The following is a 19,436-nucleotide window of genomic DNA, read 5'->3' as shown; positions in this document are numbered from 1 at the left end:
TCCGCATCTGCGGATTTTGCTGCAAGCCCCTTGCAACTGCGCGCCCGATCGGCTGTTGTGCCGATAATGTCCCGCTTCTCCCAGTCGTCTCTCGTCGCTGTTCTTGGTCCGACCAACACCGGCAAGACCCATCTTGCCATCGAGCGCATGTGTGCCCATTCGAGCGGGATGATCGGATTTCCGCTCCGCTTGCTGGCGCGGGAGGTCTATGACCGGGTGGTTGCGCTCAAGGGAGCCAATCGGGTGGCGCTGGTCACCGGTGAGGAAAAGATCATCCCGAAAGATGCACAATGGTATCTGTGCACGGCTGAAGCCATGCCGATGGACCGCGAATTTGCGTTCGTCGCAATCGACGAGGCGCAAATTGGCATCGATCCCGAGCGCGGCCACATATTTACCGACCGGATGCTGCATGTGCGCGGTCGCGATGAAACCATGATCCTGGGGTCGGAAAGCCTGCGGCCGCTGATTGAAGCCTTGCTGCCCGATGCCGAGATTATCACCCGCCCGCGTTTTTCCACCCTGAGCTATGCCGGGCCGCGCAAGCTCTCCCGGCTGCCGCGGCGATCGGCGATTGTCGCCTTTTCACTCGAGGATGTTTACGCGATTGCCGAAATGCTCCGCCGTCAACATGGCGGCGCGGCGATCGTCATGGGATCTTTGTCGCCGCAGACCCGCAATGCGCAGGTCAAAATGTATCAGGATGGCGAGGTCGACTATCTCGTCGCCACCGATGCCATCGGCATGGGACTCAATCTCGACGTCACCCATGTTGCCTTTGCCGCGCTGAAGAAATTTGACGGCCGCCGCCGCCGACAGCTGACCCTGGCGGAGATCGGGCAGATTGCCGGGCGTGCCGGGCGTCACCAGAAAGACGGAAGTTTCGGGGTGCTGACCGGGCTGGCCACTTCGGATGAATTGCAGGCCGAGGATATCGAAAATCTTGAATCGCATCGATTCCCGAAGCTGGAATGGCTCTACTGGCGCAATGCCGAACCGGATTTCGGTTCGGTCGACGCGCTGATCCGTTCGCTCGAGGAAACCCCGCAAGGGCGTCTATTGCGCGCGGCACCCGAAGCCGTCGACCTGGCGGTTTTGAAAAGGCTGGCGCAGGATCCGGCGCTATCCGGTCTCGCCGGCTCGCCGGACAAGGTGCGCTTGCTCTGGGAAGCGGCCTGCATCCCCGATTTCCGCAAGGTCGGAGCAGACCATCAGGCGCGCTTTGTCGCCTCGCTCTGGCCGCATCTGGCCGGCGGTTCCGGGAGAATCCCTCATGCCCGGATGGCGCAGGAAATATCCCGGCTGGAAAATGTTCAGGGCGATATTGCGACACTGGGCGCGCGGATCGCTGCCGCCCGCAGCTGGAGCTATATCGCGCAAAAGTCCCATTGGGTGGAGCAGCCTGAGGCGATGATTGATCGCACCCGTGCCCTGGAGTCCCGGTTGAGCGATGCGATGCACACCCAATTGACCCAGCGTTTTGTCGACAAGCGCACCCGGGTGTTGATGCGCGGTCTGCTGAAAGATATGCTGCCCCAGGATGTGGTCGTCGATGTGGATGGCAAGGTGCTGGTCGAGGGACAGGAAATAGGAACACTCAAGGGCTTCCAATTTCTCGTGCCTTCCGATAGCCGGAGAGAGGATCGCAAGATGCTGCTTGCGGCGGCAGAAAGATATTTGGGACGGATTATGACAGAAAATGCAGACGCTCTTGCCAAGGCACCAGATTCGGTGCTGGCGCTGGCCCCCGATGCGACCGGTCAGCCGACGATATTGTGGGGCGACAGCCGGCTGGCGGTTCTGACCAAGGGCAAGACTCTCCTGCAGCCCGAGATCAAGTTCGAACGGTCGATCAAGGATATGGCCGCCGACGACAGCCAGAAAGTGATCGACCGGGTCAAGGCCTGGGTCGATGCAATGAAGGCCAAGCATCTGCAGGGACTGATGAAAATTGACGCGCTGGCCAATGAGCCGGAAACACCGGCGGCGGTTCGTGCCCTGTTTGCGCAAATTGTCGATGCCGGCGGGATCTTGTCGCGGCGCGAAATCGACCAGGCCATCCGTGCACTCGACAATGACATGCGCGGCCACGCGCGCCGGGCGGGTCTGGTATTCGGGGCGCTCGATATTTTCCATCACGCGCTGATGAAACCCGGTGCGGTGCTCTGGCGGACGGCTTTATTCGCGGCCTTTGACGCACAGCCGATGATAGACCAGGCACCGGACAATGCCGTGCATCTCAAGCAAGGGACGTTCGCTTCTGCCGATCATGCTTCGCGGCTCGGCTTCCGCAAGATTGCCGATGAATATGTCCGGGTCGACATGGTCGAGCGTTTGATCAAGCAAGCGCATGAAGCTCGGCAGCAAGGCGCAATTTTTGCCATTGATCCTGCGCTGGCGACGTCATTGGGGCTTTCGAAAAGCTGCCATGATGCGCTGCTCGATCTTTCAGGCTTCGTCAAAACCAATGACAAGCCAGCCCCGGTTGAAAAACCCGTTTCCGAAGATAATGCGTCACCCGAGGCCAGTGCTGTTGAGACGCAAGCCGTTGCTGAAGAGGCTGTGACCTCGGATACCGGACCGACGGCGGTCGCAGAATCGGTTGAAGCGCCAGCGGACAATATATCCGTTTCGGCAGAACCGGTGGAGGCGGTGCAATATTGGCGCTGGAAGGGCATGGCGCGCAAAAAGAACCAAGGTCAGTCTAAATCCCGAGAAAAGCATCAGAAACAGGCCAAGGGCGCGCCCGTCAAGCGCAAGGTGGAACCCGTTCTGGCGACCGCTGGCGGTGCCTTTGCCGAACTGGCAGCGCTCAGGGACAGCATGAAAAAATAGGATGCAGGCTTGAACGGCAGAGCAGCGGATCCGATCCCCGCAGCGCAACCGGCGCTGCGGATCGACAAGCTGCTCTGGTATCTGCGCTTTGCCGGTAACAGGGTAATGGCGCGCAAGCTGGCGGAAAAAGGGCATGTCCGGTTGAACGGGCGGCGGATCGAGCGGGGCCATGTCAAGGTTCGGCAGGGAGACATTCTCACTGTCCCGCAGGGTCATGTTGTGCATGTCGTGCGCATCATTGCGCTGCCGGAACGGCGCAGCAGCGCTTTGCAGGCGCAATCCTGTTATGAGATATTGCAGACTGGTAATTGAAATAGCGGCCAAACCAACTGTTGACGTGCCAGAAATTGCACAATAGCTAGGATCGAATTGCTGACCTCGAATGGCGGACTGGTATAGGGGAGTTCACGACCAGATGACTTATGTTGTTACCGAAGCCTGCATCAAATGCAAATATATGGACTGTGTAGAAGTTTGCCCGGTGGATTGCTTTTACGAAGGCGATAATATGCTGGTCATCAATCCCAGCGAATGTATCGATTGCGGCGTTTGTGAGCCCGAATGCCCGGCCGAAGCGATTCTGCCCGATACCGAAGACGGCCTTGAAAAATGGCTTGAGGTTAACACCAAATTTTCCGAAGAATGGCCGAATATCACGGTTAGCCGCGAACCGCCTGCCGATGCCGATGAGTTCAAAGGCATGGAAGGCAAGTTTGAAGCTTACTTCTCGGAGAAACCCGGCGACGGCGATTAGTTTCGCGCCCTATTGCCCAGGCTGCACCGGTTTGTTCGGACCAGCCAATATTGCAATTCTGAAGCAATAAAACCCGATGCCGGATGCCAACCAGTGGCGTGTCCGCGCACGATCAGTTGTGCATTGCAACGAAAAATTGCTTTTTTGTGACGAATCTGTTAAAGATACGGGGCTTGGCGGCTGGACACCTGAGGAAGCGGGTGGTGTTCGGTCGTTAAATATATGTACGAAAGGGTTTTTTCGTCAGGCGATTACGAAATTCGAACGTTGACTAGCGTTCTTTTCCATTGAATCAAGAAAGGCTTTTTATGGCTGCGAATGTGCTGTCCTTTGATGTGGGCGATTATGTTGTTTATCCGAAACATGGCGTTGGCCGAGTTGTTGAGCTGCAAAATGAAGAAATTGCCGGCATGCAACTTGAGCTATATGTTTTGCGCTTTGAAAAAGAGCGGATGACCTTGCGGGTTCCGACCAACAAGGCAGAAGGCGTCGGAATGCGCAAATTGTCTTCCGACAAGACGCTGCGGGAAGCCATGGAAACACTGAAAGCCAAGCCAAAGGTCAAGCGGTCGATGTGGTCGCGCCGGGCACAGGAATATGAAGCGAAGATCAACTCGGGCGATCTGGTATCGATTGCCGAAGTGACCCGCGATCTGTTCCGCGCCGATGACCAGCCGGAGCAAAGCTATTCCGAACGGCAGATTTTTGAAGCGGCATCCAGCCGTCTCGCCCGCGAGCTGGCGGCCATGGAAGAAACCGATGAGCCGACGGCTCTGACGAAGATTCTCGAGATACTCAATATTGCGGCTCCGCAATATTATGAAGTCAAGGATGATTGATCGATAAGGCTTCGTCCTTCGTCGAAATAGGGAAGGGGTTGTCACAGCAATGTGGCAGCCCCTTTTTTCATGCCCGGACGAGCCAAATATTTCAGTTGATCTCTGTCGGGCGCAAGCGTATTAGTGCATTAATACAGCACAGGAGGCATGGATGAAGAAAATATTGTTTTTGGCACCACTACTGGCGCTCGCGGCTTGTGAAGGTTCCATCGCCAATGCCGTCGGCGATGCTGCGACCAGCACGGGTACGAGCAGCTTTTCTGATGGCAGCCCCATCGGCACCAGCGCCAGCAACCCGGGCCCGTTCGAAGCGGTAACGCTTGCCGGTCCCGATAATATCGTCTTCACCACCGCCGATGACTTCTCGATCCGGGCCGAAGGCGATGCCAAGGCAATCGAACAGCTGCGTTATAAAATATCCGGTGACGAGATCAAAATTGGCAGGGATAACAGCGGCATGTCCTGGGGTGATAGCGGCAAGGCCACAATCTATGTCAGCGCGCCGTCCTTGAAGAGCGCCAAGCTCGCCGGCTCGGGTGATATCGAGGTCGATACGATGACCGGAGAGTCGACAAAATTGAGCATCGCCGGGTCCGGCAACATCCGGGTGGCGAAAATCGATACGGCGTCGCTCAGTTCCAAAATTGCCGGGTCGGGCAATCTGACTCTGGCGGGCACGGCCGAATCGATCGACATATCGATTGCCGGTTCGGGCGATATCAGCGGCAAGGACCTGAACGCCGCCAGCGCCAGCATATCGGTCGCGGGCAGCGGCGATGTCGAGCTGTCCTCGGACGGATCGGTCGACGCCAAGGTCATGGGCTCTGGCGATGTCCGGATTCATGGCGATGCCAAGTGCAAGTCGCGATCGATGGGGTCTGGCGACATCACCTGCGGTTGATCGCGCGATCAACATGCTGAAATCGCTTGGCGATCTGCCCCCAATGTGGCAGATTCGCCTGCGATGCCAAATCTATGGGAAAAATATGCGGTTCCAAAGCTGATCCGCGTCGCCTGCTCGCAGCCAGCAGTGATGAAAGATCGTAGCCAGATCGTGCCAAAAGCCGATGGCGACGTGCTGGAACTGGGCTGTGGCGGCGGCATAAATCTGCAATTTTATGACCGTTCGAAGGTCACCAAATTGACCGGTCTCGATCCGTCTGCAGAATTGCTCGACTATACCCGCCGGGAAGCCAGCGAACGCGGCTTTGACATGGATATATGCGACGGCATTGGTGAAGCCATGCCCTTTGCCGACGACAGTTTTGACACCGTGCTGACCACTTTCACGCTCTGTTCGGTGCAGGACGGGCCGCAAGTGCTATCCGAAATGCGGCGGGTCTTGAAACCCGGCGGCAAGATATTGTTTCTCGAACATGGCCGGGCGCCCGACAAGGGGCCGGAAAAATGGCAACGCCGGATCGAACCGGTGTGGAAACATATTGCCGGCGGTTGTCACCTGCATCGTCCGGTTGCAAAATTATTTGAAGCCCACGGCTATGCGCTGGCGGACAATGATGGCCATTATGCACCGAAGACGCCGCGATGGCTTGGCTGGATGGAATTTGGCGAAGCCCGGCCGAAATGAAGTTTTGGCCGATTTTTCTCCTGACCGCCGCGCTGCTATCGTCGGCGGCCCAGGCGGCGGAACGCAAATTTTCGCTATTCGGCTTTGATGATATCCGAATCGGCAATGGTGTCGATGTGGTGCTGACCTCGGGCAAAGGTCCGTCGGCGCGCGCGGAAGGGGACACCCGGGAAATATTAGACCGGGTGTCGCTGCAAAAAAATGGCAAGCAGCTGATCGTTTCGATCAGACCGAAATCACTGAGTGGCGATGACTATGACGCCGATGCGCCGGTCACCCTTTTCCTCAGCAGCTATGCGATCAGCAATATCTCGCATCTCGGATCCGGTCTGGTGACGCTCGACAAATTGTCGGGCCGCACCCCGCGCGTGCGGCTCGGCGGCTTTGGTACATTGCGGATTGATGCGGTTGATGCAGACCGGCTGGATGTGGCGATGACCGGCGGCGGGCAAGTGATCGTGGCCGGCAAGGTGCGCGATGCCCGGGTCGAGCTGCAAGGGGCCAGCATGTTTGAAAGCCCGGACTTCACGGTCGAAAAGCTCACGCTTGTCCAGCGCGGCCCGGCGAGTAGCCAGATGAAGGTGACGCGGGAAGCCAATATCACCAACAATGGCACCGGACGAATCGCGATCGCCGGCAAGCCCAATTGCACGGTGCGAACCGATGGGGCCGCCGATATTGTCTGCAATCCCGACCGCTAGGTCAGTGCACCGTCCCGATCGACTGGTCGATGGACAGCAAAACGCACAGCCGTTCCACTTGCCGCCATTTGCAATAATGGAGATGGTTGCCGATTGACCGGCTCTTGTCGGCACGATTGGCCGCTTCCAGTCCGGCTTCTTCGCCATAGTTGCTGATCAGCAATTCGGCAGCGCTATAATGGGTGGAGTCAATGAATACGGGTAATTGCATTAATGGCTCCTGTTTCGGGAAACGTGTCCGCCTCCAACCTGACCATGACTTCTACCGGCGACCAGTGGAAATATCTTCAAAAGCTAAGGTTAGCGGCATGTTAATCATAAGTTGGACGGGAAACTCTGGTCATGGGATTGGTTGTGGTTTAAGGCAGCGGCCATGAATAGTGATACTCCAAAACATGCTTCCAATTCTTCCGGCGATCGACCGGCAAATAGCAGCGGTGGCGGCGTGTTCATTGCGATTGGCGCAATTGTCGGCGCGATTGCCGGTGGTTTCATGGGGCAACCGTCCGCCGGTTTGTTGGCCGGACTGGCGCTTGGCGCGCTGGTGGCGCTGGCTATCTGGTGGACGGGCCGATGAGCGCCTAACAGCGCGCTTGTCAGGACCCCTGACGCCACCTATTATCGGCTGATGCTCAAACATATTAGAAATATCGCGATTCTGCTCATCATCCTCGGGGTGGGCGCAGGATATTATTTTACCCGTGGCGATACGGCGCGCTTGCCGCTCGAGGCAACCGAGGGCGTGGAACCAGATCTGACCAATGTCCGCTCGGAAAAATTCCCGACCATCAATATCGCCAAAGCCGAGCCCTGGGGCGAAGGCGAAGGCCCGGTTGCAGCCGAGGGCCTGGTGGTAGAGCGCTTCGCCGAAGGGCTGGACCATCCGCGGAGCATGTTCCGCTTGCCCAATGGCGACTTGCTGGTGGCAGAAACAAACAGTCCGCCGCGGACCAACAAGGGTATCGAAGGCTGGATCATGCGCAATCTGATGAGCAAGGCCGGAGCGGGCACCGAATCGGCCAACCGAATCAGCCTGCTGCGCGACAGCAACAAGGATGGTCAGGTCGACGAGAAATTCACTTTCCTCGAAAATCTCAACTCGCCGTTTGGCATGGCGCTGGTTGACGGCACACTATACGTTGCCAATACCGATACGATCTTTGCCTATCCCTATACGGAAGGCGATACGAAAATCACCGCCGAGGGCCGCAAGGTTGCCAATCTGAATGCGAAACAACCGAATAATCACTGGACCCGCGGCCTGCTCGCCAGCCAGGACGGGAAATATCTCTACGTCTCGGTCGGTTCGAACAGCAATATCGGCGAAAATGGTCTGGACTTAGAGAAGCAGCGTGCTGCGATCTTGCAGGTTGAACTCGCGACCAACAAGAAGACCATCTATGCCGATGGCATGCGCAATCCGGTCGGCATGGCCTATCTGCCGGGTACCGACAAATTCTATGCCGTGGTCAACGAACGCGACATGCTGGGCAGCGACATGGTGCCGGACTATCTCACCGAAGTCCGCTGGGGCGCACATTACGGTTGGCCATGGCATTTCTGGGGCGGCAATGTCGATCCCCGGGTCGATCCGAAAAATCTCGATCACCGCCAATATGAACGGCGACCGGATTATGCCTTGGGCGCACATGTGGCGCCGCTGGGTCTTGCCTTTTCTCATGGCCAGGCGCTGGGCAAACCGTTTGCAACCGGTGCGGTGGTTGCACGCCATGGTTCGTGGAACCGCCAGCCCCTGTCCGGCTATGATGTGGTCTATGTCAATTTCAACCTGCGTGGCGAACCGGAAGGCAAGCCGGTCACGATCCTGAGCGGATTTGTCGATAATGAGAAACTGGCACGTGGCCGCCCGGCGATGGTCGCCTTTGACCAGACCGGAGCGCTGCTGGTCAGCGACGATGTCGGCGGAATCATCTGGCGGGTCTCGCGCAAGGGCGCTGCCAGGGCTGATGCGGCGGCAGAGAAATAGGCTTAGGCTAGAAAGCTTCCGGCGCGCCCGGCCAGTTCGACAATATATTGCCACGCCACCCGGCCCGACCGGCTGCCGCGCTGTTTCGCCCATAGCAGGGCATCTTCGCGCTCGAATTCGAGACCATGGGCTTCGGCATAGCGGGCGATGATGGCCAGATAATCATCCTGCGATGCGGCGTGAAAGCCCAATCGCAAACCGAAACGATCGGATAGCGCGAGCTGGTCATCGACCGCGTCGCGCGGGTTGATCGGGTCATCCTGCTCGCTCATCTGGCGCGGGACGATATGCCGGCGGTTGGAGGTGACATAGAGGCGGACATTGGCAGGCCGCTGGCTCGCGCCGCCTTCGAGCATCGAGCGGAGCAGACGCGGTTCGCTGCTGCCCTCGGCAAATCCGATATCATCGATGAAGATGATGAAACGGCGCTTTACGGGGGCGAGCATCTCGAACAGCGCCGGCAGATTTTCAAGCTGGTCCGATGGTGCGTCGACCAGAGCAATATCGTTCCCTTGCACTTGCAGGGCGCGGACCACGGATTTGGCCAGCGCTGATTTGCCCATGCCGCGAGAACCCCAGAGCAGAACATCATGCGCGGCATGGCCCCGCGCGTGACGGCTGGTGTTGTCGAGCAGGCGAGTCTTTTGTTGATCAATGCCGGTGAGCAGATCGATGTCGACCGGATTGAACGGCGCAATCTCCCTGGGGCCGCGCCCGTCGCTAAGAAAGGCTTCTCCCTTGGCCCAATCAACCGGGCTGGCAGCAGGCGGGGCTAGGCGTTCGAGCGCATCGGCGATGCGTTTCAGAACATCCTTATTGCCCTCGTCTGTCATGGTCAGCCCGCCAGTTCGGCGCTGCTAAGGCGGTACAAAATATCGGCTCCGCCCATCGCGGCGGCCTTGAGGCCCAGCGCTTCTGGTACCAGATGATCGAGATAATAGCGGGTGGTGACCAGTTTCGCCTTGAGAAACGGATCATCGCCATCGGCCAGTTCGGCGGTGGCAATCCGGTGCTGTTTCTGCATCAGCATGCCGCAGGTCGCGGTCGCCAACATGGTCATGAACGCATAGCTGCCCGCCAGCCGGTCGTCGATCGACGCATCGCCGCTTGCCATCCACTGCCGGACATCTTCGCAGGCATGCGCCAGCGCCATCAGGGTTTTACTGTCCCCGGCCTCGGCCCCAATTTCGGCGATAAATTGCTTCATCGCGTTGCCACCATCGAGACCAAGTTTGCGTCCTACGAGATCGGCGGCCTGAATGCCGTTGGTGCCTTCGTAAATCGGTGCGATCCGGGCATCACGGAAATGCTGGCCAGCGCCGGTTTCTTCGATGAAGCCCATGCCGCCGTGCACTTGTACCCCGAGCGAGGCGACTTCATTGCCGATATCGGTGCCATAGCCCTTGATCAAAGGCGTAAGGATTTCGGCGCGGGACTTGGCGCCGTCGATACCCAGAGTTGCGCGGTCGACGCTCGATGTTGCATAATAGAGCAACGCGCGGGCCGCCTGGGTCAGGGCCTTGGACCTCAAAAGCATCCGCCGGACATCGGGATGTTCGATAATTGCCACCGACTCCTTGTTGCCGCTGCCGGCACGCGCCGACTGGATGCGATCCAGAGCGAAGCGGCTGGCCTGCTGGGTCGCCCGCTCGGCGATCTGCACGCCTTGCGAGCCAACATTGATGCGGGCATTGTTCATCATCGTGAACATCGCTTTTATGCCGCCAAATTCGCCGCCGATCAGCTCGCCGATACAGGCATCCTGTTCGCCATAAGCCATGACGCAGGTCGGCGAGGCGTGAATGCCGATCTTGTGCTCGATCGACACGCAGGTCACGTCATTGGGTGCACCGGCCTTGCCGTCTGCATCGAGATGATATTTGGGCACGATGAACAAGGATATGCCCCTTGTTCCTTCCGGCGCGCCGGGTGTCCGGGCAAGCACCAGATGGATGATATTGTCGGTCAGATCATGTTCGCCAAAGGTGATGTAGATTTTCTGTCCCTTGATCTTATATTTGCCGGCATGTTCGCCCTCGACAATCGGTTCTGCGGTAGAGCGCAGCGCGCCGACATCAGACCCGGCCTGCGGCTCGGTCAGGTTCATCGTGCCGGTCCAGGCGCCGGAAATCAGATTGGGAAGATATTGTGTCTTCTGTTCGTCGGACCCGTGGACGTGAATCGCTTCGATCGCGCCAAAGCTGAGCATCGGGCAGAGAGTGAAGGCAAAATTTGCGGCGCCGCAGGTCTCGAGGATCAGCGCTGAAAGCGAATAGGGCAGACTCTGGCCACCAAAATCTTCCGGACCGTCAATCGACGCCCAGCCGCCTTCGACAAATTGCGCATAAGCCGCCTTGAATCCTTCCGGCATGGTCACACTGCCGTCATTCCAGCAGGCGCCGACTGTGTCGCCAATCCGGTTGAGCGGGGCAAATTCGCCTGCGGCAAATTGGCCAATGCCATCGACAATCGCCTCGACCATATCCTCGCTGGCGCCGGCAAAGCGGTCATGGCTGGCCAGATCACCGATACCGGCAATATGTTTGAGGACAAAATTTTGTTCGCGACCGGGGGCTGTAAAAGTCATGAATTTGCTATCCGTTGTTGCCTGAATTTCCGCTGGGCTATAGCGCAGGGTCATGTCTGGCTCAAATGATCATATTGGCGGGGAAGCGCGCCGCTACGGCACGGCGACGATTGGCGAGGCCGTGGCACGATTGCGCGAGGGTGGACTGGTCGCGGTGCCGACCGAAACCGTTTACGGGCTGGCCGCCGATTCGACCGATGCAGCGGCGGTGGCGGAGATTTACCGGGCCAAGGGACGTCCGGATTTCAATCCGCTGATCGTCCATGTGCCTGACCTGGCTGCGGCCAGCAAGCTCGGGCAATTTAACCAGCTCGCCGTTCGTTTCGCCGAGGTGCTCTGGCCCGGACCACTGACGCTGGTGGTGCCAAAAGCCGAACATTGTCCGGTCGCCGCGGCGGTGACCGCCGGTCTCGATACGATCGCCTTGCGGGCTCCTGCTCACCCGGTAATGCGCGAATTGCTGGACGCTTCCGGCCTGTATCTTGCAGCGCCATCGGCCAATCGCAGCGGCGCGATCAGCCCGACCACGGCGGACCATGTCGCCAGCAGTCTCGGCTCAGCGGCACCGCTGATCCTCGACGGCGGACCCTGCGAACAGGGCATTGAATCGACGATCGTCGCAATTGATGGCAACGACTTCCGGATTTTGCGACCGGGACCGGTGACGCCGGCACAGTTGGCGGCCATTGCCGGGAAGCCGGCGGTCGCCACAATCAGCGGGAAGATCGAGGCGCCCGGACAGTTAATGTCGCATTATGCGCCTGCAAAGCCGGTTCGTCTCGATGCGCCAACCGCCCGGTCCGATGAATATCATATCGGCTTTGGGCCCGTGGCGGGGACCATGAACCTGTCCGCAGGCGGCGATCTTGCTGAAGCCGCCAGCCGCTTGTTTGCCGCGCTCCACGATGCCGACGCGAGTGAAAAAGCAAAAATTGCCGTGGCACCGGTTAGCGATAGCGGGATCGGGCTGGCTCTAAATGACCGTCTCCGCCGGGCGGCGTCGCCGAAATAGCTATTTATTTACCCGATAAAGGGGGGTGCGTCGGCCGGAAGGTCGTCGGTACCGAAAGTTAAAACTGACACTTTAATAGCACATTCAAGCGGCCGGGTTTAACAATCCAGTCCTTTTTGGCTTCATTTAGCAATTTTCTATTGGTCAAGGCCCGATAGAGACTTTAGACGAACTTATTAGGGGTGGAAATGCGCGATATGACGCTTGGCAGAACGATAATATCGATTTTGGTCGGTCTGGTTTTTTTGACCGGATGCAGCGTCAGCGAACCAGCCGAAAAACCCAAATCGACGGACCCCGTTCCGGCAGCCGTGACCACGGTCCAACCGGCCAGCGACAGCGAAACGCTGAATGCCGCCGGGACCGTTCGCTTGCGCCGAGAAACATCGCTCGGTTTTACCACCGGTGGCAAGGTCGCGTCGGTCCGTTATGAAGAAGGCGACCGGGTGAAGCGCGGTGCCATTCTCGCTGCTCTGGATAACAGCACGGTTGCGGCGGACCTTAGCGCGGCGCGCGCCGAACGAGATCGCGCAGAAGCTGAATTTGATCGTATCGAGAAATTGTTCAAAGATGGCTGGGTGACCAAATCCCGGCTCGAACAAGCGGACGCGACTGCGCGCGCGGCTCGGGCCCGGATCGAGGCCACGGAGTTTGCCAGCCGCACATCCTATATCCGAGCGCCCAGCAATGGCATCGTCCTGTCCCGCAATATTGATGCGGGGCAAATTGTGACAGCCGGCATGACCGCGCTGATATTGGGAGAAATAGACAAAGGCTTTGTGCTGCGTGTTCCGATGCCCGATTCCGACGCCGCCCGTATCAGCGTCGGCATGCCTGCCAAGGTCATGCTTTCCGCCGTTTCCAAAACGCCGCTTGATGCGGTGGTCAGCGAAAAAGACGGGCGGGCGGATGAGCGGACCGGAACGTTCGAGGTCAGTTTTTCGCTTCCGGCCAGTGAGCGTCTGCGTTCCGGTCAATTGGGTATGGTCGAAGTGCAAGTGTCCCGCGAGACAGCAGCGACATTCGCGATCCCTGCCAATGCGATATTCGGTGTCCGTACCGATGAAGGTCTTGTATTTGTGGTGGATGCCAAGAATCGGGTGAAGCAGCGCAATGTCCAAATTGGCAAATTGACCGACAAGAGTCTCGAAATACTGGCTGGCCTGAAGGAAGGCGAAGTCATCGTGACGCGGGGCGTCGAGAAACTGAGGGACGGGGACTTGATAAAACCGATCCGGACAGCGCAATGATTGCTGTGTTGAATCAGGAGGGTCGTCGGGCCTGATATGCTTGCCCGGTTCGTCATTTCCCGCTGGCAACTCAGCCTTGTCCTTTTTGCCCTTCTTGTCGTGCTCGGCCTGACCGCGCTCAACAATATTCCCAGGGCAGTTGACGCTCATTTTCCGATTCCCGTTGTCAATATCATCGCTGTCCAGCCCGGTGCAGATGCCCAAGAAATGGAAGAGACGGTCGCCAAGCCGATTGAAGATGTTGTTCAGGGTCTGGATGATATTGTCGAAGTGCAATCGACGAGTACGGATGGTGGAACTATTATCACCGTTGAATTTAGTGGATGGTCGGGCGATGTCGACGGCTATTTCGATGATGTCGTGCGCGAAGTGTCCGCGATCCGCGATCAGCTCCCCAAAGAATTGCAGAGACTTGAGTATCGCAAGGTCCGTACGACGGAGGCCGCTGTCATGCAGGTGGCTTTGGTCAGCGAAACTGCTTCCTGGCGGCGGATGGAGAAATATGCTGACGATTTGGTGGATGTCTTTGCGCGCAATTCCGGTGTTCGGGAATCACGGGTTTTTGGCCTGCCGCAGCCGGAAGTCAGCGTGCAAGTCAAGCCGGATCGACTGTCCGAGCTGCGTGTTCCGGCTAGTGCGATTGCCGATGCCGTGCGCCAGGGCGGTGCAGATTTGCCTGGCGGCGCGGTACAGAGCGGCGAACGAAGGCTGAACGTCGAAGCCGGTGGTGCATTTCGAAATCTGGAGGCAATTCGTGGATTGCCGCTCCGGGCGTCGGACGGCTCGCTTTTGACCGTCGGTGATGTCGCTGAAATCGGCTGGGGCGCCGCGGAGCAGATTTACCGGACCCGGCATAATGGCCAGCGGGCGGTGTTTCTCACTGTCACGCAAAAAGATGGTGTGGATGTCACTCGCCTGAAAAAGCAGCTTGATATCGAACTGGACCAGCAGCGTTCGATATTGCCGCCGGACATCAAACTGGTCATGCAGTTTGACCAGAGCCGCGATGTGAAGAGGCGAATGAATGAACTGACCCGCGATTTTACGATCGCGATCGCCTTGGTCATTTTGACACTGCTGCCGCTTGGTTTGCGATCCTCGGCGATTGTCATGATCTCGATCCCGCTCTCGCTCGCCTCCGGCCTGCTGGTTTTATATGCGATGGGATATAATCTCAGCCAGCTCTCGATTGCCGGTTTCATCGTATCTCTCGGGTTGCTGGTCGACGACAGCATCGTCGTGACGGAAAATATCGCCCGGCATTTACGGATGGGAAAGACGCGAACCCAGGCGGCTATTGAGGCGAGTCTGGAAATCCGCGCAGCCGTTATCGGATCTACGGCCGTCCTTGTTCTGGCCTTTGTCCCCTTGCTGTTTCTGCCTGGCGGAGCCGGTGCCTATACCAAGTCATTCTTCATTGCGATTATCGCGACGGTGACTGCCTCGCTGGTGATATCCCTGTCGCTTATTCCCTTTCTCGCCAGTCGCTTGCTCCGGCGCGATGAAAATCCGGAAGGCAATCGGGCGCTGCGCTGGGTTAATGACAAGATTCAACGGTTTTACCGGCCCTTTTTGCACATCGCTCTGGGGGCGCCGGTCAAGACTGTGGTGCTGGCAATGGTTTTGTGCTTTTCTGCTTTCGCGCTTGTCCCGACCTTGGGCTTCTCGCTCTTTCCCTTTGCCGATGCTCCCTATTTCCGGGTTTCGGTCGAAGCGGAACAGGGCAGCAGCCTGGATCGCACTGACCGGATTGTTGCCGAAGTCACAAAAGTCCTGAAAACCGAACCCAGTATCAAAGTGCGGGCGGAGAATATCGGCAACGGCAACCCGCAGGTATTTTACAATGTCGGCCCCAGAGCCGAGCGTATCAACTATGGCGAAGTGCTGGCCGTGCTGGACGAATGGGACACACGCGAAGGTCCGAAAATGATCGAGCGGTTGCGCAAGCAACTCGATCAGATTGCCGGCGCCCGCGTAAAGATTGAACTTTTCCAGAATGGAACTCACGTGGATGCGCCTATTGTCATCCGGGTGGCGGGACCGGAATTGGACAAGCTCAAGCAATTGGCCGGTAAAGTTGCCAATGTGTTGCGAAAAACCCCTGGCGCGCGCGATATTGTCAATCCGGTGGAAACCGACAAGATCGATCTGGACATTGGTCTGAATGAGAAAAAAGCAGCGCTGCTCAATATCCCGTCGGGCGAGCCACGTCGTGCCATTCGCTTGGCAATCAGTGGTGAACCGGCATCATCCTATCGGGATCAGGAAGGGGATGATTATCCGGTGACCGTCCGCTTCCCGTTCGAGGGCAGCCTGCCGATGTCGGTGCTGGACAAGATCTATGTCGCCACACGCACCGGCGATCCTGTGCCCTTGTCGCAGATAACCAATCCCAAGCTCACCAATGTGACACCGCAAATCCAGCGCTATCAGTTGCAGCGAACGGTGCTGGTTACGGCGCAAGTGGATTTTGGCGAAATCCCGTCGACGGTCAACAACCGCGCTGTGGAACAGCTGGAGCAGATCAAGTTTCCGGAAGGCTATACATGGTCGGTCGGCGGCGAAGCCGAGAAAATTGGCCAGACCTTTGGCGATTTCGGACCCCTGGTCATCACCGCACTGATGTTGATTCTTGCGGTTCTGGTGGCGGAGTTCCGGCGATTCCGGGAAACGATCGTGGTTGCTGGCGTTATCCCTCTGGGGACTTTTGGCGGACTTCTGGCCCTGTTCATCACCGGCAATTCGCTCAGCGTCATGGCGATTATCGGGTTTATCGCGCTGATCGGGATTGAAATCAAAAACTCGATATTGTTGGTCGACTTTACCACCCAGCTGCGGAATCAGGGCATGGGTTTGCGCGAAGCGATCGAACGGGCGGGCGAGGTTCGTTTCCTGCCGGTGCTGCTCACGTCGATCACGGCAATCGGCGGCTTGACCCCCCTCGCTCTGTGGGGCGGTGCGCTCTATGCGCCCTTGGCCGCGATCATCATCGGCGGATTGATCAGTTCGACCCTCTTGTCTCGCGTGGTGATACCCGCCATGTATCTTCTGGTCGCCAGGCGCGATGAAGAAAGCAGCAATGCAAATAGCGAGGGCGACGCTGTCCCCGTGTAAAAGGAGTATCTATGGCAAAGCAGGAAGCGATTTTTGCCGGCGGCTGTTTTTGGTGCACCGAGGCGGTGTTCAATGATATTGCCGGCGTGCATTCGGTCGAAAGCGGTTACATCGGCGGCGCGAATCCGAACCCGACATATCGTGAGGTCTGTTCGGGAACGACCGGCCATGCCGAAGCGATCAAGCTTGGCTTTGATGATGAGGTGGTGAGCTATTCCGACCTGCTCGACATTTTCTTCGCAACCCATGATCCGACCCAGCTCAATCGTCAGGGCAATGATATCGGCACCCAGTATCGATCGGCGATTTTCCCGCTGGACGATGACCAGCGCGCCGAAGCGGAAACCGCTATAGTGCGGGCCGGAGAGGGCCGAGCGGAACCGATTGTCACAACGATCGAGGGACCGGCGCCCTGGTATGTGGCGGAAGATTATCATCAGCAATATTGGGCTGACGAGGGCCGCAGCAACCCTTATTGTGTCGCCACCATCCCGCCAAAGCTGCAAAAATTGCGTACCAGTTTTGCCGACAAGTTGAAGGACTAGATCAGACCCATGAAACCGATCAGAAAAGCGGTATTCCCGGTCGCGGGCATGGGGACCCGCTTCCTGCCGGCGACCAAGGTGATGCCCAAGGAACTTTTCCCCATCGTCGACCGCCCGCTTCTCCAATATGCCGTGGATGAAGCGCTGGAGGCCGGAATCGAGCAGATGATCTTCGTCAATGGCCGCGGCAAAGGGATGATCGAGGACCATTTCGACATGGCCTATGAACTGGAACGGACCATGGCGGACCGATCGAAAGACCGTTCGGTCCTGGAGGGAACCAGGCTCAAGCCCGGTGACTGTGTGTTTGTGCGACAGCAGGAACCGCTTGGTCTCGGCCATGCCATCTGGTGCGCGCGCGACATTGTCGGCGACGAACCCTTTGCGATATTTCTGCCCGACGAACTCATGGTCGGCTCTCCCGGCTGCATGAAGCAAATGGTAAGTGCCTATGGCAAACTTGGCGGCAATATCGTCTGCGCGCTGGAAATCCCGATCGCGGATACGCCTTCTTATGGTGTCATTGATCCGGGCAAACGCGACGGGCCAATCACCGAGGTCATAGGTCTGGTCGAGAAACCAGCGGCTGGCACCGCGCCGTCCAATTTGATCCTGCCGGGGCGTTATATACTGCAGCCCGAGGTTATGCGGATATTGGAGAATCAGGAGGCGGGTGCCGGGGGTGAAATCCAGCTGACCGATGCAATGGCGCAGATGATCGGCAAGCAGCCGTTTCACGGCATGACCTTTGACGGCAAGCGCTATGATTGCGGGTCCAAGCAAGGCTATGTCGAAGCCAATCTGGCGATGGCATTGGCCCATCCTGAAATTGGCAGTGACATTCGGGCCATGGCCGAGAAATTGCTGGCGCAATCATGATCCGCTCCGCTATTCAGCCGGTCGTCATCATGGTCGCAGCACAAAGCATCTGAGGAGTATTTCATGCGCATATTCCCGATATTATCGGCGGCTCTCATCCCCCTGCTATTGTCCGGCTGCGTCGCCAGCAAGATCATCACGGCGCCGTTCCGCGCCGTCGGAACGGTGGTCGAGACAGCGGTTGATGCGACCACCCAGACCCAGTCGGAGAAGGAAGAAGATCTGGGCCGCAAAGTGCTCGGCGATCGCAAAGAACAGCGGAAACTCTGTCTGGATGAGGCGCAAAACAAGCAAGAGCGGCGCAATTGCAAAGACGCTTACGACGGGGACGATTAAGTCAGTTCATTTTGACCAGCAGTGGCGGCGCATATTTGCCATCGACAGGTTGCATCACCGCCATTTTAGCCATTTCCTCTTCGAACAGATCCACCCGCTTTTTCCAGCGATAATGGGTTGAGGCGGAGAATATGCCCTTGCCATGTTCCTTGCCGTAACGGGTCCAGAAGCGGATTGCCGCTTGCGGGTCGTAGCCGGCATTGATCATCAGCCACACCGACAGTCGGTCGGCCTCAATCTCGGTACTCTTGATCCGCCCCGCACTCTTGCCAAGCTGTCCAAAAAAACCGCGATTGACGCTTTGCGCATCAAGCTGGTCGCGATGCTTCAACAGATTATGAGCCAGTTCATGCGCGATGACGGCGGAAAATTCATCGTCGTTCAGAAAATATTCGGCGAGGCGGGAGGTGACGGAGACTATTTTGCCATTGGCAGATGCGCCGCGATCCGCACTGACCTCTATCTGAAACCGGCTGGGGCAGCTTGGCCGGGATTCCACCGTCACCTGGCGTTGTTCACCGCCGCGCAATATCTCGAGTACCACATCACCTTGGGACAGTGCATTGTCCAGCAGGTTGTTGACCGCTGCGATCCGCCGATAATCCATCGCTTCTTTCATGATTTCGGGATCGTCGAGGGGAATGTCGGCCACCGTCATCCCATTGATCGCCAGGATATCATCGCCGGCAAAAAGTCCCGCAGCAGCGCCCGGACTGTCGGGGGCCACTGCGTTGATCGCAATCGGTCCATCAAAGCCCAGTGCAAATCTGGCGATTGCATGGTCGGGATATTGATCGATATCATGCAGCAACAGGCCGGCTTGCACTATTCTGTCCGTACAATATGGGGTGTTGGCTTCGACCAGCCGATAACCGATTGCGTTCAGACGCTGGTCCAGCAATTGCAGGCTTTTCAGCGCCAATATCGATTCGGGATTATAGCCAGCTGCGGGCGCTTCCTGTGCATATAGGGGGGTAGCAAAGAGCATGGCTATCAGAGACAAGCAGGT

19 protein-coding genes are annotated in these 19,436 nt (G+C 57.8%); 15 read left to right on the top strand and 4 right to left on the bottom strand.

Annotated elements, in window-relative coordinates:
* From V7665_RS00820 to V7665_RS00790, 7 genes are all read left to right on the top strand, one after another.
* On the top strand, positions 1–2,835 hold a 2,835-nt coding region (locus V7665_RS00820), incomplete at its 5' end, for a helicase-related protein (RefSeq protein ID WP_335662639.1).
* Between the two features lie 9 nt (positions 2,836–2,844).
* On the top strand, positions 2,845–3,147 hold the full coding sequence (locus tag V7665_RS00815) for an RNA-binding S4 domain-containing protein (protein ID WP_442955142.1): 303 nt from the start codon (positions 2,845–2,847) through the stop codon (positions 3,145–3,147).
* A gap of 103 nt (positions 3,148–3,250) precedes the next feature.
* Complete coding sequence (gene fdxA, locus V7665_RS00810; protein WP_335662638.1) at positions 3,251–3,589, top strand: ferredoxin FdxA; 339 nt, start codon at positions 3,251–3,253, stop codon at positions 3,587–3,589.
* A gap of 308 nt (positions 3,590–3,897) precedes the next feature.
* Positions 3,898–4,428 (top strand): CarD family transcriptional regulator, encoded by a 531-nt coding sequence (locus V7665_RS00805; RefSeq protein WP_323798742.1) that lies wholly within the window; start codon positions 3,898–3,900, stop codon positions 4,426–4,428.
* Between the two features lie 151 nt (positions 4,429–4,579).
* Positions 4,580–5,329: a head GIN domain-containing protein gene (locus tag V7665_RS00800; RefSeq protein WP_335662637.1), complete on the top strand. Its 750-nt coding sequence runs from the start codon at positions 4,580–4,582 to the stop codon at positions 5,327–5,329.
* Positions 5,330–5,392: 63 nt separating this feature from the next.
* Positions 5,393–6,016: a class I SAM-dependent methyltransferase gene (locus V7665_RS00795; protein ID WP_335662636.1), complete on the top strand. Its 624-nt coding sequence runs from the start codon at positions 5,393–5,395 to the stop codon at positions 6,014–6,016.
* Positions 6,013–6,717: a GIN domain-containing protein gene (locus tag V7665_RS00790; protein ID WP_335662635.1), complete on the top strand. Its 705-nt coding sequence runs from the start codon at positions 6,013–6,015 to the stop codon at positions 6,715–6,717. Before V7665_RS00795 ends, V7665_RS00790 begins: the two co-directional genes overlap by 4 nt.
* Before the next feature lies 1 nt (position 6,718).
* Here the strand turns inward: V7665_RS00790 and V7665_RS00785 are convergent, their stop codons facing one another.
* Positions 6,719–6,928: a hypothetical protein gene (locus tag V7665_RS00785; protein ID WP_335662634.1), complete on the bottom strand. Its 210-nt coding sequence runs from the start codon at positions 6,926–6,928 to the stop codon at positions 6,719–6,721.
* Between the two features lie 162 nt (positions 6,929–7,090).
* Between V7665_RS00785 and V7665_RS00780 the strand changes: the two genes are divergently transcribed.
* Entirely contained in the window at positions 7,091–7,294 is a 204-nt protein-coding gene (locus V7665_RS00780; RefSeq protein WP_335662633.1) for a hypothetical protein, read from the top strand.
* A gap of 51 nt (positions 7,295–7,345) precedes the next feature.
* Positions 7,346–8,704, top strand: a complete 1,359-nt coding sequence (locus tag V7665_RS00775) for a PQQ-dependent sugar dehydrogenase (RefSeq protein ID WP_335662632.1) — start codon at positions 7,346–7,348, stop codon at positions 8,702–8,704.
* Between the two features lie 2 nt (positions 8,705–8,706).
* Here V7665_RS00775 and V7665_RS00770 read toward each other — a convergent pair whose 3' ends face one another.
* Positions 8,707–9,537: an ATP-binding protein gene (locus V7665_RS00770; RefSeq protein ID WP_335662631.1), complete on the bottom strand. Its 831-nt coding sequence runs from the start codon at positions 9,535–9,537 to the stop codon at positions 8,707–8,709.
* 2 nt (positions 9,538–9,539) lie between these two features.
* Positions 9,540–11,291: an acyl-CoA dehydrogenase gene (locus tag V7665_RS00765; protein ID WP_335662630.1), complete on the bottom strand. Its 1,752-nt coding sequence runs from the start codon at positions 11,289–11,291 to the stop codon at positions 9,540–9,542.
* Positions 11,292–11,343: 52 nt separating this feature from the next.
* Here V7665_RS00765 and V7665_RS00760 point away from each other — a divergent pair, with 52 nt between their 5' ends.
* The 6 genes from V7665_RS00760 to V7665_RS00735 all read left to right on the top strand — a co-directional run bounded on the left by V7665_RS00760 (position 11,344) and on the right by V7665_RS00735 (position 18,427).
* Positions 11,344–12,303 carry an L-threonylcarbamoyladenylate synthase gene (locus tag V7665_RS00760; protein ID WP_335662629.1) on the top strand — a complete coding sequence of 320 codons (960 nt, stop codon included), beginning with the start codon at positions 11,344–11,346 and terminating at the stop codon, positions 12,301–12,303.
* A gap of 188 nt (positions 12,304–12,491) precedes the next feature.
* Positions 12,492–13,553 carry an efflux RND transporter periplasmic adaptor subunit gene (locus tag V7665_RS00755; RefSeq protein WP_335662628.1) on the top strand — a complete coding sequence of 354 codons (1,062 nt, stop codon included), beginning with the start codon at positions 12,492–12,494 and terminating at the stop codon, positions 13,551–13,553.
* Positions 13,554–13,589: 36 nt separating this feature from the next.
* A complete protein-coding gene (locus V7665_RS00750; protein ID WP_335662627.1) occupies positions 13,590–16,667 on the top strand; it encodes an efflux RND transporter permease subunit in 3,078 nt (1,025 codons plus the stop codon).
* Between the two features lie 11 nt (positions 16,668–16,678).
* Positions 16,679–17,212: a peptide-methionine (S)-S-oxide reductase MsrA gene (gene msrA / locus V7665_RS00745; RefSeq protein WP_335662626.1), complete on the top strand. Its 534-nt coding sequence runs from the start codon at positions 16,679–16,681 to the stop codon at positions 17,210–17,212.
* Between the two features lie 9 nt (positions 17,213–17,221).
* Entirely contained in the window at positions 17,222–18,091 is an 870-nt protein-coding gene (locus V7665_RS00740) for a UTP--glucose-1-phosphate uridylyltransferase (protein WP_335662625.1), read from the top strand.
* A 63-nt stretch (positions 18,092–18,154) separates the two neighbouring features.
* The gene (locus tag V7665_RS00735; protein WP_335662624.1) at positions 18,155–18,427 is read left to right on the top strand and encodes a DUF6726 family protein; all 273 of its coding nucleotides are present in this window, start codon (positions 18,155–18,157) and stop codon (positions 18,425–18,427) included.
* A gap of 1 nt (position 18,428) precedes the next feature.
* Here V7665_RS00735 and V7665_RS00730 read toward each other — a convergent pair whose 3' ends face one another.
* Positions 18,429–19,415, bottom strand: coding sequence for a M48 family metallopeptidase (locus V7665_RS00730; protein WP_335662623.1), 987 nt, complete (start codon positions 19,413–19,415; stop codon positions 18,429–18,431).
* Positions 19,416–19,436: the final 21 nt, after the last annotated feature.

It is taken from the genome of Parasphingorhabdus sp. (assembly GCF_036964675.1).
Lineage (GTDB): Bacteria > Pseudomonadota > Alphaproteobacteria > Sphingomonadales > Sphingomonadaceae > Parasphingorhabdus.
This window is presented reverse-complemented; position numbering and strand designations above follow the sequence as displayed.